This is a genomic window from Ruegeria sp. C5 (assembly GCF_056537605.1).
Genome location: NZ_JBQFRX010000001.1, coordinates 743,364 through 757,460, shown reverse-complemented (window position 1 = coordinate 757,460; position 14,097 = coordinate 743,364). Strand labels below are relative to the sequence as shown.

Sequence of the window (14,097 nt, the reverse complement as noted above, 5' to 3'; positions counted from 1 at the left end):
TGGTCAGGGCAGGCTGAGCTTTGCCATCCGTCCGCCATCGATCGTGTAAATTTGACCGGTGACAAAACCCGCTTCCTCGGCTGCCAAGAACGCGACCAGTGCGGCGACTTCTTTCGGGTCGCCGGTGCGGCCTACGGGATGAATGCGGGCGATATCCCGGCGGAATGCGCCGGGGTTGTTCATGCTCTCGATGAAATCGATGTTGAGGTCTGTGTCGATCCAGCCCGGTGCCACCGCATTGCAGCGAATGCCTTCTGCTCCGTGATCCACGGCAACCGCGCGGGTCAGCCCATGCAGCCCGGCCTTAGAGGCGCAGTAGGCGGCATGGCCGGGGTTGCTGCCCAACCCCTCGACCGAGCCGATATTGACGATGCTGCCCTTGGTTTTGCTCAGATGTGGCAGTGCAGCCTGGATCAGCAGGAACGGGGCGGTCAGGTTGACCATGAGGTTGCGTTGCCAATCTTCAAGCGGCATGTCGTTGACGGAAGCCTCCTGCATCATGCCTGCATTGTTGATCAGTACGTCCAGCTGGCCCGCGCTGTCCACAACCTGCTTGATGATCTGCGCCGGGCTTTCCGGATTTGCAAAATCCGACAGGATAGAGGGGAACTCATCATCTTTACCGCGCTGCGCAGTGTAGACATTAGCCCCTTCTTCGCGCAGCCGCCGGGCGATGGCTTGTCCGATGCCACTGCGGCCACCGGTCACGAGCGCTGTTTTTCCTGCAAATCTTTTCATCGCACCGGCTTGCCCCCATTCACTTCGACCAGAGCACCACACATGTAGCGCGCCGAATCCGAGGCGAGAAAAAGGATCACTTCGGCTATATCTTCGGGTTCGGCGATACGCCCTAAAGGCACCGACTTCCCAAGCTCGGCAATCGCCGTATCAGGATCGAACCCACGTTTGGCAAAGCCCGAACGCAGCATCGGTGTGTTCACCTCGTTCGGGCAAACGGCGTTGATGCGGATGCCCTGATGGGCGTGATCGTGCCCCATGCATTGGGTGAGGCTGGCAATGGCCGCTTTGGTCATGCAGTACACCACATGATCCGGGCCAGGTCTAAGGCCCCAGCACGAGGCAGTGTTCACAATAGCACCGCCACCCGCCGCCGCCATGATTGGAATCGCAGCGCGGCAGATACGGAAAGGGGCCTCGACATTCACTCCGACGGACAGGGCCCAGTCCTCATCGGATGTTTCAGTCACCGGGCCGCGGGTGATCACGCCTGCATTGTTGATCACGATATCAAGACCACCCAGCGCCTGATGCGCGGCCAAGGCCAGCCCGTCGCAATAGTCGGGATCGCGCAGATCGCCGGGCAGATGCGCCTCGGCTTCAAGGCTGCCCACATCGCGGTCAGCAACAGCTACACGCGCGCCTTCGGCCCGCAACTGGCTGACGATGGCGCCCCCGATCCCGCCCGACGCCCCTGTGACGAGTGCGGTTTTTTCAGCGAACCTCATTCGTGTACCTCCCCGGGATCTAGTAGGACTGGTTCAGCTCATCCGCAGCCGGTATTTCACGCTCGCGCCGGGCGATGTAATCCAGCAGCTCTTCGTTCTTGGCGATATCGAGCGTTGGTTCCTGATACTCGGCCAGCAGCTTGCGGGCGTGTTTCAGGGCGCGTTCGGTGATTTCAACACAACCCTCAGCCTGCCATTGTTCGATCGAGTTGTTGTCGAACATATCAGGCATGAAGAATGCGCTCTGGAAATTGTCCTGCGTATGCGGATGCCCAAGGTAATGCCCGCCCGGACCGATATCACCGACTGCCGAAACGGCCTGATCGAAATCGCCCCATTTCGGGCCCTCGGCCATGCGATAGGCCATGGCGCATTGTTCCGCGTCAACGATGAACTTGGCGGTCGAGCAGTGCATCCCGGCCTCGTTCCAGCCCGCCGAGTGCCAGATGTAGTTCGCACCAGCATGGATGACCGCCTGCAAGGTGGTGGCAGATTCATAGCCTGCCTGCGCGTCGAACGTCTTGGCTCCGCCCAGAGTGTTTGAGGTACGCCAAGGCACTTCGTAGTGCCGCGCCATCTGGCCGATCATAAAATTCATCAGGCTGATCTCGGGCGTGCCTGCCATCGGCGCGCCGGATTTCATCGAAACGGTCGACAGGTAGTGCCCGTAGATCGCGGGCGCGCCCTTGCGGATCACCTGCGTATAGGCCAGCGCGCTGAGCGCCTCGGCATTCAGTTGCGCCACGGTCGCCGGAACGCTGGCGGGCGTGTTGGCCCCGCCCAGTACAAAGGGCGAGCACAGCACGGGCTGCTTCCGGCGACAGAAGGCGCGCATCGCGCCCAACATGGTCTCATCCCAGACCAGCGGCGAATTGCCGTTGCAATTGCCAGTGGTGACCGGGTGATCTTCAAGGAAATCCTCGCCGAACAGGATGGCGCACATCTCTATGACATCTTCGGCATTCTTGGGGCTGGTGGTCATGCCCATGAAGGTTTTGTCAGAGTGCTTCATTGACGAATAGGTAATCCGCAGATGCCGCTGACTTATCGGGTGATCATAGGGCTCCACGATGTGATGGGCCGAGGAATGCAGCGCGGGCAACATATGGCTGAGCTTGTGGAACATCGCCAGATCATCCAGCGTCGGGTTGCGGCGCACATCTTCCAGATCGCGCAAGAAAGGCGCGCCGGTCATTGGCACGAAGATCGAGTGTTTACCGCCCAGCCGCACGTTCTTTTTCGGATCGCGCGCGTGGTAGGTGAAATCTGACGGAATGGTCGCGATCAACTCGCGCACCAGACCGCGATCCAGATAGACGAGCTCGCCTTCTACCTTGGCACCAGCCTTCTTCCAGTCTTCCAGCGCGATGGGGTCACGGAACTGGACACCCACGTTTTCCAGAATATCCATCGAGGCCGCATCAATGCGTTCAACCTGTGCGCCGTCCATCACTTCGCATAACGGAATGCCGCGGGTCAGCCCTGGCAGCATCTCGAAGTTTGGAGCGGTGCGCATGGCGCGCCGGGCAGAGCGCCCTCCGGTACGTGTGGCTGTGGCAGTTCTGGTCATATGGTGCCTCCTTCCGGTTCAGAGTGGAACGGAAAGGGTGAGGTCCACATGCAGGAATGCGAAAGACTGTTGCGAAATGCGACGTTGGGGTTTCGTCAAATAAACGGCAACTCGAAGGAGGTTCACTAAAGCATCTCAAACGCATCTTTGTGGGAGTTTGTGTTTAACATCACGCAATGGCAGCGAAGCAGACGATGGGGCCAAAGAATTGCGGCCAAAAGTGACTAGTCCGCCCGCAGACTGTATTCTGATTAATGTATCGGCACCATTCGAGACGGGCTTAATCCATGTGGGAGCGGGGCATTAGGAACTCTCAGCAACCAAATCTGATCGTAAGGAGCGTGGCAAAAGCTGCCCTGTCTGTGCGGGTGAAACTGCTGATGGCGTTTTTGGGTATCACCTTGTTGCTTTTGGGATTGGCGCTTTTTGCGGTGTCGGCCTTGCAGCAATCGAACAGGCGTGTCGATGCGATGATCCATGATCAAGAGAGGATTGCATATTTCAACGAAATCCATTTGGCGCTGAGCGAGTTGAACCTGATGAACTTGTCCTTGGTCATCGATCAGACGCCCGGGGACGACTCGGACGAAATTTTTGCATTTTCAACCGGCAATTTCATCGGTCAGATCGAGAACCTGCAACATCACATTGCGCAAGGGATACGTCGATTCCTGCAGGCGGGCAGCAAAGAGTTCCAAACCATTGATGAAATCCGCGCAGATTTGGGCGACATCAAAACCAAGGCCGCCGCCATGGTGCGGTTTCGAAGAGACGGAGACATGCAGAATCTCGCCGAATTGGGATTGGATCAGATTTTTCGCCAAGTTCGTTCACTGCAAAGCGATGCGTATAATCTTGTGCAGGGCGCCGAAGCAGAGATGCGTGACCGGGCAAATAGGAATGCCGAAGTTTACCAATCGACGCGCAAAATGGTCGTGGCGGCGGCAACAATTGCAATGGGGGCAGCCCTTTTTCTTGGCTACGCAATCTCTTCGTCACTGATCTGGCCAATGCGCCGAATCGGCCAAACACTTAGCGTTGTCGCCGAAGGAGATTTCGCGGCGCGAGTTGATGTCCCCAATCGCGACGAGCTTGGCAAATTGGCAAACGACGTGAATGCAACAAGTGCGCGTCTGGGTGATCTTTATGAACAGGTAGAGACCCAGCGAGCCGAATTGGAAGCCGAATACGACCGGTCGGAAAAGTTGCTTTACAATTTGCTGCCAGAAGACATTGCGGTAAGATTGAAGCTTGAGCCAGACCAGACTATCGCTGACAGTTTGCCCAAGGTTGCAATACTATTCGCTGATATCGTGGATTTCACGCCACGGGCATCGAAACTGCCGCCGGAAGATGTAGTCGGGTTTCTGAACAAGATCTTTCGTCTATTTGATGAATTGGCCGACAAACACGGATTGGAAAAGATCAAGACAATTGGTGATGCCTATATGGTCGCGGCAGGTATGCCGTCTCCGGTCGGCGACCCGGTGCATCGCGTCGCCGAGATGGCTCTGGACGTGCAACGGTCGGTTGCGGAAATGTCACCTGATTTTCCGGATGGGCTTCAAGTAAGAATCGGACTTCACGCAGGGCCTGCTGTCGCCGGTGTCATTGGAAACCAGAAGTTGTTCTATGATGTTTGGGGGGAAACGGTGAACACCGCCAGCCGGATGGAGAGCCACGGTGAACCGGGGAGGATCCAGGTAACGGGTGCCGCAAAAGAGGAGCTTGAAGCGGACTACGACTTCGAACCCCGAGGCGTGGTGGAGATAAAGGGATTGGGTTCTGTGAAAACGTGGTTCTTGATCGGTTCTAAAACCAAAAGCTGACCACTACGTCTCGACCTAATTAATCTGCCACTTCTACTTCAATGGACGGCCACCCGGCGGCGACCGCCCAATTTGGATCAGCCCAATTGAACCAGTGCGTGGCGCTTCTTGCCCGCGCTCAGCTTGATCGGCGATGACAACGCGCCTGCGTCGATCATCAGTCCCGCATCAGTCAGCGGGGCGTCGTCCATTTTGGCGCCGTTTTCGGCGATCAGGCGTTTGGCTTCTTTGCCGGATTTGGCGAGGCCGGATTTGACGATCAACTGCACGATGGACATGCCGTCACCCAGCTCTGATGCGCTGAGGGTCAGGGTCGGGAGGTCTCCGCCAACGCCGCCCTTTTCGAACACCTCGCGCGCGGTCGCCTCGGCGGTTGCAGCGGCTTCTGCACCGTGCAGCAGAGTTGTGACTTCGTTGGCGAGGCGGATTTTGGCCTCGTTGATTTCGGACCCTTGCAGCGCGGCCATGCGGTCGCATTCGTCTACCGGAAGCTCGGTGAAGATTTTCAGGAACCGTCCCACATCGGCGTCGGTCGTGTTGCGCCAGAACTGCCAGAACTCATAGGCGCTCAGCATGTCGCCGTTCAGCCAGACGGCTCCACCTTGCGATTTGCCCATTTTGCGACCATCGCTGGTGGTCAGCAGGGGTGTGGTCAGACCGTAGATTTCGTGATCCAGTACGCGGCGGGTCAGGTCGATGCCGTTGACGATGTTGCCCCACTGGTCCGAGCCGCCCATCTGCAGAACGCAGTTATACCGGCGGTTCAGTTCGAGGAAGTCATAGGCCTGCAGGATCATGTAGTTGAATTCGAGGAACGACAGCGATTGCTCGCGGTCCAGCCGCGATTTCACCGATTCAAAGCTCAGCATCCGGTTAACCGAGAAATGCCGCCCAATATCGCGCAGGAAATCGAGATAGTTCAGGCTGTCGAGCCATTCGGCATTGTTCAGCATCAACGCGCCGGTCTCGCTGCCATCGTAAGACAGGTATTTCGAGAACACCTGTTTCATGCCTGCGATATTGGCGTCGATCTGTTCAGGGCCCAGTAGCGGGCGTTCGTCTGAACGGAACGAGGGATCGCCCACTTTGGTCGTGCCGCCGCCCATCAGGGTGATCGGTTTGTGCCCAGTCTTTTGCAGCCAGCGCAGCACCATGATGTTCATCAGGTGACCCACGTGTAAAGACTGCGCCGTGGCGTCATAGCCGATATAAGCCGTCTGCACCCCAGAGATCAGCGCGTCGTCAAGGCCCTGATAATCGGTGCAGTCGGCGAGAAAGCCGCGCTCGATCATCGTGGCGATGAAATCCGATTTGGGGTGGTAGGTCATGACGCTCAACAGGCCTTGTGTTCTGGCCCTCTCTGCAAGGGCTGGTGTAAGTCATAGGTCAGTAATTTCAAAACCAGACCCGCTTGGTCGCACGACGGAAGGTACATTCATTCGACTGGCCTTCTAATTCCCTAAGTCTCGCGGAATGTCCAGTCATTGGCGAGCAAGTGCAGTCCGTATTGAAAGAATCTTGCGGATAAGCTTTCTGAGGGAAACGCGAAGAAATAACGCATAGCGAAATCCAGTATATCGCGTCAGTCTTTGAAGCGTACCAAGTCCTGCCGGATAACCTCTGGTTCTAGCGTGCAGTGTGTCTGGACAGAAGCGGCTTTTCATTCTTGATGTGGCGTTCAATCAGTTGCTTTTGCAGTTTCCCGGATGGGATCGGGCAGGCGGGCTTGGGGGCAAACTCCAGTTCTGCTATCTCGGGGAATATGCTCAGGATTTCTGTTCGTGCTTCTGCACTGATGGCCTTGAGTACTTCCGGTCCGGTAAACAGGCTTTCCGATGGTGCGCCTTCGGCATAGACTACCTCGTGCTGTCCAAAAAGAAGGTGAAAATACTCGACGCTCTGGGCATCCTGGTCGATGAAAATACCGGGCAGCGAAGTCAGATTGACGGCGGGTACCAGAACTTCGGAAGTCCTGAACATACGCTCGACAATCTTCGAAGACACCAGCATCCGGTGCTGCCGGGACACCACAAGATCACGCTGAGGCAAGCCCAGACCTAACGCTCCGGCGCTGATACGAACTGGGCGCAGTTTGGGGTTTGCGGCCAGTTCCGGGGCAGATATCGTACGGCGAAACACTCGCAGCAGGGTGGCAAATCCGGGCCCATCACCCGTGGGATCAAACACTTCGATCTCATCGCTGGCTTTCAGATCCTCGACCGCCTTATGACCACCCCTTACCCGAATATTCGTGCCACTGGTGAAACAGGGAACAAAGTCGTCAACGGGCAGATTTACGACTGGACTGGCGAAGGCACCGTCACCCAGCGCCGTGATCGTCAGTGTTGTGTTGAGCGGGGGGACATCTCCCAAAAAGCCGATGAAGAATCCTTGCTCGGCTCCGCCGCCAAACGCGCCGTTGCCGCTGGAATCATAGTCGAAAACGCCAATCGTATAGGTATTGGTGCCATCCGTGACTATGTAATTGTAGTCCCAGGCAATTGCATTCCCCAGATAGGTTTGCGTGGGGTCGTCTGGGAATTCGTTGTTTACACCGTCTCCCTCGATGGTGTTGGGGTCAACACCATCAGTAATTTCGATCGTATTGTACGCGGAGATCTGAAATGTCGTTCCAACGCCGCCGAATTGGGCCTGGTTCGTGGTCAGAGTCGTGTCCGTCCGAAATGCACCGTATATGTTTGGCATAAACCCTGTTCAGGCCAATTCACTGCCGCTTTTTACTAAGCGGTATGAACCTACTCACCCGTCCTCAATTTGTTGTCTGTGCTTTGCTGCATATTAGTATCTCATCTATAAGCATTGGTGCAACATTTGCGAATATCCGGGGTTTTGAGCCTGCGCTTTTATTGCACTGAACATCCCAAAGTACCGGCCATTATTCAGTCGCTTTGTTTCAATGAAAATCTGACGAAGCTGAGCTATATGGAATGATCGTAGGTGCTTCAGATCAAGTGGAACACTGAAACCGGCGACGGGCATTCTTGGGAGAGCTTGGCAGCTGCTGTAGCGATCTGCGAACATGTGGTAATGGACTTTGTACAGCTCTTTCATGAGCACTCGGAACTGCGCTGCGTTTGGGAACGCCTTGTCGCCTTCATTCGCGGTCTCGTACCTTTCGGAATTTTGTAGCGGCGCACGGTACAGGCGGGGGCAGAGGCAAGGAAAAGGCACCTTTTCCAAGAAAAATGAAGCTCGCGCATGATGTGTCTTGCCTTGGCTTTGCATTACCGTGCAGGTTGTGCTCAGAACCCGGCGAAACGGGTGGAGAGACGCAATACGAGGTCGGCGTGGGCAGGGTCATCAGCAAATCGGGGGCGATCAGAGCGTTGGGGGCCATGTCGGGCACATCGCTGGACGGTGTGGACGCTGCGGTCGTTGAAACCGATGGGCAGCAGATATTCGGCTTTGGTCCCAGCGGGTATCGCGCTTATTCCGAAGAAGAGCGTGCCACACTGCGCGCGGCGCTGGGGCTTTGGCATGGACCAAAGGTTGATATTTCGGCTGAATTGGTGACCCGGGCACATGCCGAGGTTCTTTCAGAGTTCGAAGAGGTCGACCTGATCGGCTTCCACGGTCAGACATTGGCACATGAGCCGCGTGGGCGTGGCACGTTGCAGGTGGGTGACGGGCTGGGTCTGTCGCAGGCTTTGGGGCTGCCGGTGGTCTGGGATTTTCGCAGCGATGATGTGGCGCTGGGCGGAGAGGGTGCGCCTCTGGCCCCGTTCTTTCATTTCGCCTGCGCCAAATGGATCGGGGCGGAAGAGCCGCTGTGTTTCCTCAATCTGGGCGGTGTTGGGAACCTCACCTATGTTGACCCGTCTTTTGACGGGCCTGAAGCGCCAGGGGCGTTGCTGGCTTTCGACACCGGACCCGCCAACGCGCCGGTTGACGATCTGATGCAGGCGCGGTTGGGGTTGCCGATGGATCGGGACGGCGCGCTGGCCCGAGAGGGTACGGTCGAGGCCGGCGCACTGGAGCTGTTTCTGGCCGAGCCCTATTTCAACCGAATGCCGCCCAAATCGCTGGACCGGAATGATTTCTCGGAAATGATCGGTCTGGTGACCGAGCTGAGCGATGCGGATGCGGTGGCCACGTTGACCGGGATGAGCGCTGCGGGTGTGCTGCAGGGGATGGAGCATTGTCCCAAGCCACCCGCCCGTATGTTGGTGACCGGGGGCGGACGTCACAACCCAGTGCTGATCGAAATGCTGCGCGTGTCGCTGGATTGCCCGGTCGAGCCGGTTGAGGCGGTTGGGCTGGACGGAGACATGCTGGAAGCGCAGGCCTTTGCCTACCTTGCCGTGCGTGTGGCGCGGGGATTGCCGACCTCTTGCCCGGGTACCACCGGGGTAAGTGCGCTGGTCGGGGGCGGTGTCGTCTCGTCTCCGGCGAAAGGTGTCGTGGTGAGCGGGTAGGGGGCTCTGCCCCCGTCGCTGCGCGACTCCCCCGAGGTATTTTTGGCCAGATGAAGAGGCGGATCTAGCGATTTAGGGCGCGGGCGTAATCCAGGGTGAATTCGGTGTAGCCGTCCGAGGTGGATTGCAGGTGTGCCTGGGTCCAGCGGTGGAAGGCTGGAAGGTGGTGGAAAGGCACGTTTGGAAAGGCGTGGTGTTCCGCGTGGTAGGGCATGTTCCAGGCCAGAAATCGGATCATTCGATTGGTAAAGGTGGTACGGGAGTTTTCGAGCATATTTGCCACCGGCGGGCAGAGGCCGTGTTCAGCCAGCAGGTATAGGCGCAGGAAAGGCTGGCCGATAAGGGCGGGCAGAAGCCAGAGCCAGAACAACAAGGGGCTGAAGAACAGGCTGAGTGCGGCCAGGGCATATAGTGTAGATAATATTCGGGCTTCGGTTCGTATGGCGCGGTGCTGGCGGGTTGGCAGGTAAGCGGCGTCAATCCTGCCGCGCGCGTTGTCGGTCAACACACGGGCCATACCCGTCCAATATGGCCAGCCGCTGAGATAGATCGCAAGGCTGCGCCAGTTTTCGGGGCGGGGTTTGCCGCCAAGTTCCGGGTCTTTGGCCGGGTGGTTTGTCCATTTGTGATGGGCAAGGTGAAAGTAGCGAAACCATGTGAACGGCAGGCAGATGGGAATTGAGACAAGGTGCCCAACCGCTTCGTTGATCCAAGGGGTTTTGAACGGCGTCTTGTGGGTGCATTCGTGGCTGAGCGTAAAGAGGAAAACCAGCAATAGGCCTTGCGGCAGGAGCAATAGTGGCCAGAGGGGAACCTGTAGGATGATACCGGTGCTGGTTGCTGTCAAAGCGCCGAAATAGATCGCTAGATGTCTGAGACCTGCCGTGTCTGACCGCTGTTGCAGCCTGTCCTTGGTCTCGGGCGGGATCGCGGCGATCAGGGCGCGGTGGTCCATGGAATTACACTCCTGGAATGTCAAAACCGGGTGGCGCGAGCTCAAACCCGTCAAATTCAAATCCCGGTGAAACAGTGCAACTGACTAGCGTGTAGTCTCCACTGCTGCGCGCCGCCTGCCAATGGCCCTTGGGTACAATAAGCTGCGGTGCGCCTTGGGTCAGATCAGGTGTGAGGGTGTGGTCTTTGGCAGGGCCTGTATCGGAGGCGCTGAGCGAGAGGATCAGCGGAGCGCCGGAATGGTAGAGCCAGATCTCGGTCGCATCTACCTTGTGCCAGTGGCTGCGCTCACCCTTTGCCAGTAGGAAGTAGATGCAAGTGCCGGTGGCACGGCCGGGATTGTCGGCACGCCAGGTCTCTTTGAACCAGCCGCCTTCGGGGTGCTGCTGCAGGTTCAGGTGTTGGATGATGTCTTGCGCGGTCATGGAAGCCTCGGGTCTGTTTGTGGGATTATGCACGCACGCGCACGATCTGCTATGGCAATTGTGTATGCAGAGCATATGTTTGCCGCATGACTTTGACGATCCCGTTTGACAACAGCTATGTTCGCCTGCCGGACACCTTCTTTGCGCGGCAGGGGCCCGTGCCTGTGCGTGCACCAAAGCTTGTTGCCTTCAACAGTGATCTGGCGCGACTGTTGCGGATTGCGCCGGGCGACGTTGAAGAGATGGCGCAGGCTTTTGCGGGCAATACTGTGCCCGAAGGGGCCGAGCCGCTGGCGCAGTTATATTCCGGGCATCAGTTTGGCACCTATAACCCTCAGCTAGGAGATGGGCGCGCGGTTTTGTTAGGTGAGACGGTCGGATCCGACGGGATTCGGCGGGATATTCAATTGAAGGGCTCAGGGCAGACACCTTTCTCGCGCCAGGGAGATGGACGTGCCTGGCTGGGGCCGGTTTTGCGCGAATATGTGGTTTCCGAGGCGATGCATGCGCTGGGCATTCCCACCACGCGCGCCTTGGCAGCGGTTGAAACCGGAGAGATCGTGCTGCGCGAGGGTCCGATGCCCGGGGCGGTATTGACACGTGTGGCGCAAAGCCATTTGCGGGTGGGCACGTTTCAGGTGTTTGCAGCGCGAGGGCAGTTAGAGAGCCTGCAACGGCTAACTGAATATGCCGTTCAGCGCCACTATCCTGAGGCGGACGGGGCTATGGGTTTGTTGCGCGCGGTTCGGGATGCGCAGGCCGGGTTGATCGCCCGATGGATGAGCGTGGGTTTCATTCACGGGGTCATGAATACTGACAACAGCTCGATCGCCGGTGAGACGATCGACTATGGCCCATGTGCGTTCATGGACAGCTATCACCCGAATACAGTCTATAGCTCGATCGACCGGATGGGGCGGTATGCCTACTCGAACCAGCCTGAGATTGCGGTTTGGAATCTGGCGCAGCTGGCAACGGCCCTAATTCAGCAGTTTGAGGACAAGGATGCAGCTGTCGAAGAGGCCACCGAAATTGTCCATGCCATGCCTGCATTGATGCAGGCACATTGGCTGGAACATTTCAGGGCCAAGATCGGATTGGTTCGGGCAGAGGAGGGGGATCTTGAAATGATCTCGGACCTGTTGACGCGGATGGCGCAGAATCAGGCGGATTTCACAAACACGTTCCGCGCGCTGGGCAGCGACCGCGCGCGAGACCAGTTTACCGACCCGGCGGCTTTTGACGAATGGGCAAAGGGGTGGCAGGAACGCTTGGCGCGTGAGGATGCGCCTTCGGACGTGATGGATGTGGCCAATCCGGCCTTCATTCCACGCAATCATCGGGTGGAGCAGATGATTCAGGCTGCGGTGCAGGGCGATTACGCACCGTTCAATCGGCTGAATGAAGTGCTGTTACGGCCGTATGAGGATCAACCAGAATCAGCTGACCTGATGCGCCCTCCGGCGAAGAACGAGGTCGTACACGCGACATTCTGCGGTACGTAACAAAGAGACGGTTTCTTATGAAGAAACCGAGCCTGAAACTTTTGAAGTTTCAGGTTTCGAGGCTATCGGGGCGTGTCTGTAAAGGGTTCGGCGATCACCTGACACGCATCTTCATAGACAATGTAGCCGATCCGGTCTGATCGCAGAGTATCGATCTGGTATCCGTTTTCTTTGAGCAGTGCGACCATCTCATACGACTTGCCCAAAACCTCATTGGCTTCGGGTTTGAACCAGCTGAGGCCTTTGGTGTTGCGCTGAAAGGCGCCTTTAGATTTTGTCCTGTTGAACCGATAGGGGATTTCAAGGTTTTCCCGGAACCAAACCAGCAGCGCCTTAATTCGATCGAATGTGTATTTATCCAGCGCGGCAGTGTCGCGCAGGTCGTAGGCCGCGCAGAAGAACCCCTGACGCGCGTCCATATCTTCTATCTTGATCGGATGGACAAACCTTATGAACATGATCGTGAAGGTGGCCGAGGGACTGCGCGGGCTCAAGGCCGTTTTGCACAAATGTTAGCGGAGCAAGCGGCGCGTTGCCATTCAGCGCTGGGTTCGGCTTGCACTTGTCCGACCAGTTGGCGATCTTGGGTTAAATCAGTTTAAGTGTGCCGATGACCTACCGCTCGACCCTGCGCCTTGCCAGTTACAACATTCAGAAATGCGTGGGACTCGATTTCCGGCGGCAGCCGCAGCGGATATTGCAGGTCATCGAAAGCATGCAGGCCGATATCGTTGTTTTGCAGGAGGCGGACAAACGATTGCCGCCCCGTCCTGCCGCTTTGCCACATTTCATGCTGGATGAGGCCGGGTGGCAGATCGTGGACCTGGGCGGTGCCGGTAGTCTCGGTTGGCATGGCAACGCGGTGATCTGGCGTGGGGATGCCATTCAGGTGCGCCAGGCAGGTCATCATGATTTGCCGGGTCTGGAGCCCCGCGGCGCCGTGCGGGTCGAGTTTGATACGCAGATCGGGCCTTTGCGGGTGATGGGGATGCATCTTGGGCTTTTGCCGGCGTCGCGACGTCAACAGATCAGTCATATCCGTCGATGTGATTCTGATCTGGAACACATGCCCACCGTCTGGGCCGGGGATTTCAACGAATGGTCACGCCAGCCTGTTCTAGATCATTTGGCCCCGGACATGCAGTTTCTTCCTCCGGTTCCAAGCTTCCCGGCCGCGCAGCCATTGGGGGCACTGGACAGAATCGCGGTGGGTCAGGGGCTTGAGGCTGCACTGCACGGGGTGCATGATGCGCGGCCCGCGCATATCGCCTCGGATCATTTGCCGGTCTGGGCCGATCTGCGACGCATCGCCTGACCGCAAAATCGTCTGTGGCGCAGGGCGCGTAGACATATTAAGACAGAACACCGAACAGTTCCGGGGGTCACCATGTCCGACACGATTATCGCCCGTTGCGAAGCCAAGGGCCTGCGCATGACCGGCCAGCGGCGGACCATTGCACAGGTCTTGCAGCAAAGCGAAGATCACCCGGATGTAGAAGAGCTTTATGCCCGTGCTTCAGCCGAAGATGCGGGCATTTCGATCGCGACAGTCTATCGTACCGTGAAGTTGTTCGAAGAGGCCGGGATACTTGAGCGGCTGGAGTTCGGCGACGGGCGCGCGCGGTACGAAGATGCGGAGCGCGATCACCACGACCACCTGATCGACATGCAGTCAGGCGAGGTGATCGAGTTTGTCGACCCTGAGATAGAAGCTCTGCAAGAAAAGATTGCGGCCAAGCTTGGCTACAGGCTGAAAGGCCATCGCCTAGAATTGTACGGCGTACCGTTGGAAAAAGACTGACACATCACGAAAATCGATCGGTCGGTGAACGCGATTTCATCGAACATGTCGTAATACTGCTTGCGACGTCGCAAAGGTTGCGGTTTTGCTGCCGGAAAGGTCCGCCTGTCA

The 14,097-nt window shown here is 57.5% G+C and carries 13 protein-coding genes; 5 read left to right on the top strand and 8 right to left on the bottom strand.

The window, feature by feature from the left end; genetic code table 11:
- Positions 1-3 precede the first annotated feature (3 nt).
- Genes ACR0AW_RS03830 through ACR0AW_RS03820 form a run of 3 tightly spaced genes read right to left on the bottom strand, consistent with a single transcriptional unit; the run spans position 4 to position 3,036 of the window.
- Positions 4-738 (bottom strand): SDR family oxidoreductase, encoded by a 735-nt coding sequence (locus tag ACR0AW_RS03830; RefSeq protein WP_170732401.1) that lies wholly within the window; start codon positions 736-738, stop codon positions 4-6.
- Positions 735-1,466 carry an SDR family oxidoreductase gene (locus tag ACR0AW_RS03825; RefSeq protein WP_170732399.1) on the bottom strand — a complete coding sequence of 244 codons (732 nt, stop codon included), beginning with the start codon at positions 1,464-1,466 and terminating at the stop codon, positions 735-737. The genes ACR0AW_RS03830 and ACR0AW_RS03825 overlap by 4 nt, the downstream gene beginning before the upstream one ends.
- Before the next feature lie 19 nt (positions 1,467-1,485).
- Positions 1,486-3,036: a trimethylamine methyltransferase family protein gene (locus ACR0AW_RS03820; protein WP_170732398.1), complete on the bottom strand. Its 1,551-nt coding sequence runs from the start codon at positions 3,034-3,036 to the stop codon at positions 1,486-1,488.
- A 341-nt stretch (positions 3,037-3,377) separates the two neighbouring features.
- On the opposite strand from ACR0AW_RS03820, the gene ACR0AW_RS03815 reads away from it, so the two are divergent.
- Complete coding sequence (locus tag ACR0AW_RS03815; RefSeq protein ID WP_170422077.1) at positions 3,378-4,865, top strand: adenylate/guanylate cyclase domain-containing protein; 1,488 nt, start codon at positions 3,378-3,380, stop codon at positions 4,863-4,865.
- 77 nt (positions 4,866-4,942) lie between these two features.
- On the opposite strand, the gene tyrS is transcribed toward ACR0AW_RS03815, so the two are convergent.
- Together tyrS and ACR0AW_RS03805 are read right to left on the bottom strand one after the other, a co-directional pair.
- On the bottom strand, positions 4,943-6,193 hold the full coding sequence (gene tyrS, locus ACR0AW_RS03810) for a tyrosine--tRNA ligase (RefSeq protein WP_170732459.1): 1,251 nt from the start codon (positions 6,191-6,193) through the stop codon (positions 4,943-4,945).
- Positions 6,194-6,491: 298 nt separating this feature from the next.
- Positions 6,492-7,571: a Hint domain-containing protein gene (locus ACR0AW_RS03805; RefSeq protein WP_170732397.1), complete on the bottom strand. Its 1,080-nt coding sequence runs from the start codon at positions 7,569-7,571 to the stop codon at positions 6,492-6,494.
- Between the two features lie 650 nt (positions 7,572-8,221).
- Here ACR0AW_RS03805 and ACR0AW_RS03800 point away from each other — a divergent pair.
- Complete coding sequence (locus tag ACR0AW_RS03800) at positions 8,222-9,301, top strand: anhydro-N-acetylmuramic acid kinase (RefSeq protein WP_480438855.1); 1,080 nt, start codon at positions 8,222-8,224, stop codon at positions 9,299-9,301.
- A gap of 64 nt (positions 9,302-9,365) precedes the next feature.
- Here ACR0AW_RS03800 and ACR0AW_RS03795 read toward each other — a convergent pair whose 3' ends face one another.
- Together ACR0AW_RS03795 and ACR0AW_RS03790 are read right to left on the bottom strand one after the other, a co-directional pair.
- On the bottom strand, positions 9,366-10,256 hold the full coding sequence (locus tag ACR0AW_RS03795) for a fatty acid desaturase (protein ID WP_170732396.1): 891 nt from the start codon (positions 10,254-10,256) through the stop codon (positions 9,366-9,368).
- Positions 10,257-10,260: 4 nt separating this feature from the next.
- Complete coding sequence (locus ACR0AW_RS03790; protein WP_170611016.1) at positions 10,261-10,680, bottom strand: cupin domain-containing protein; 420 nt, start codon at positions 10,678-10,680, stop codon at positions 10,261-10,263.
- Between the two features lie 86 nt (positions 10,681-10,766).
- Between ACR0AW_RS03790 and ACR0AW_RS03785 the strand changes: the two genes are divergently transcribed.
- Positions 10,767-12,185 carry a protein adenylyltransferase SelO gene (locus ACR0AW_RS03785; protein ID WP_170732395.1) on the top strand — a complete coding sequence of 473 codons (1,419 nt, stop codon included), beginning with the start codon at positions 10,767-10,769 and terminating at the stop codon, positions 12,183-12,185.
- 62 nt (positions 12,186-12,247) lie between these two features.
- On the opposite strand, the gene ACR0AW_RS03780 is transcribed toward ACR0AW_RS03785, so the two are convergent.
- Positions 12,248-12,643, bottom strand: coding sequence for a hypothetical protein (locus ACR0AW_RS03780; RefSeq protein ID WP_170732394.1), 396 nt, complete (start codon positions 12,641-12,643; stop codon positions 12,248-12,250).
- A 152-nt stretch (positions 12,644-12,795) separates the two neighbouring features.
- Between ACR0AW_RS03780 and ACR0AW_RS03775 the strand changes: the two genes are divergently transcribed.
- Positions 12,796-13,500, top strand: a complete 705-nt coding sequence (locus ACR0AW_RS03775) for an endonuclease/exonuclease/phosphatase family protein (protein WP_170406281.1) — start codon at positions 12,796-12,798, stop codon at positions 13,498-13,500.
- 72 nt (positions 13,501-13,572) lie between these two features.
- The gene (locus tag ACR0AW_RS03770) at positions 13,573-13,986 is read left to right on the top strand and encodes a Fur family transcriptional regulator (protein WP_170396723.1); all 414 of its coding nucleotides are present in this window, start codon (positions 13,573-13,575) and stop codon (positions 13,984-13,986) included.
- Positions 13,987-14,097: the final 111 nt, after the last annotated feature.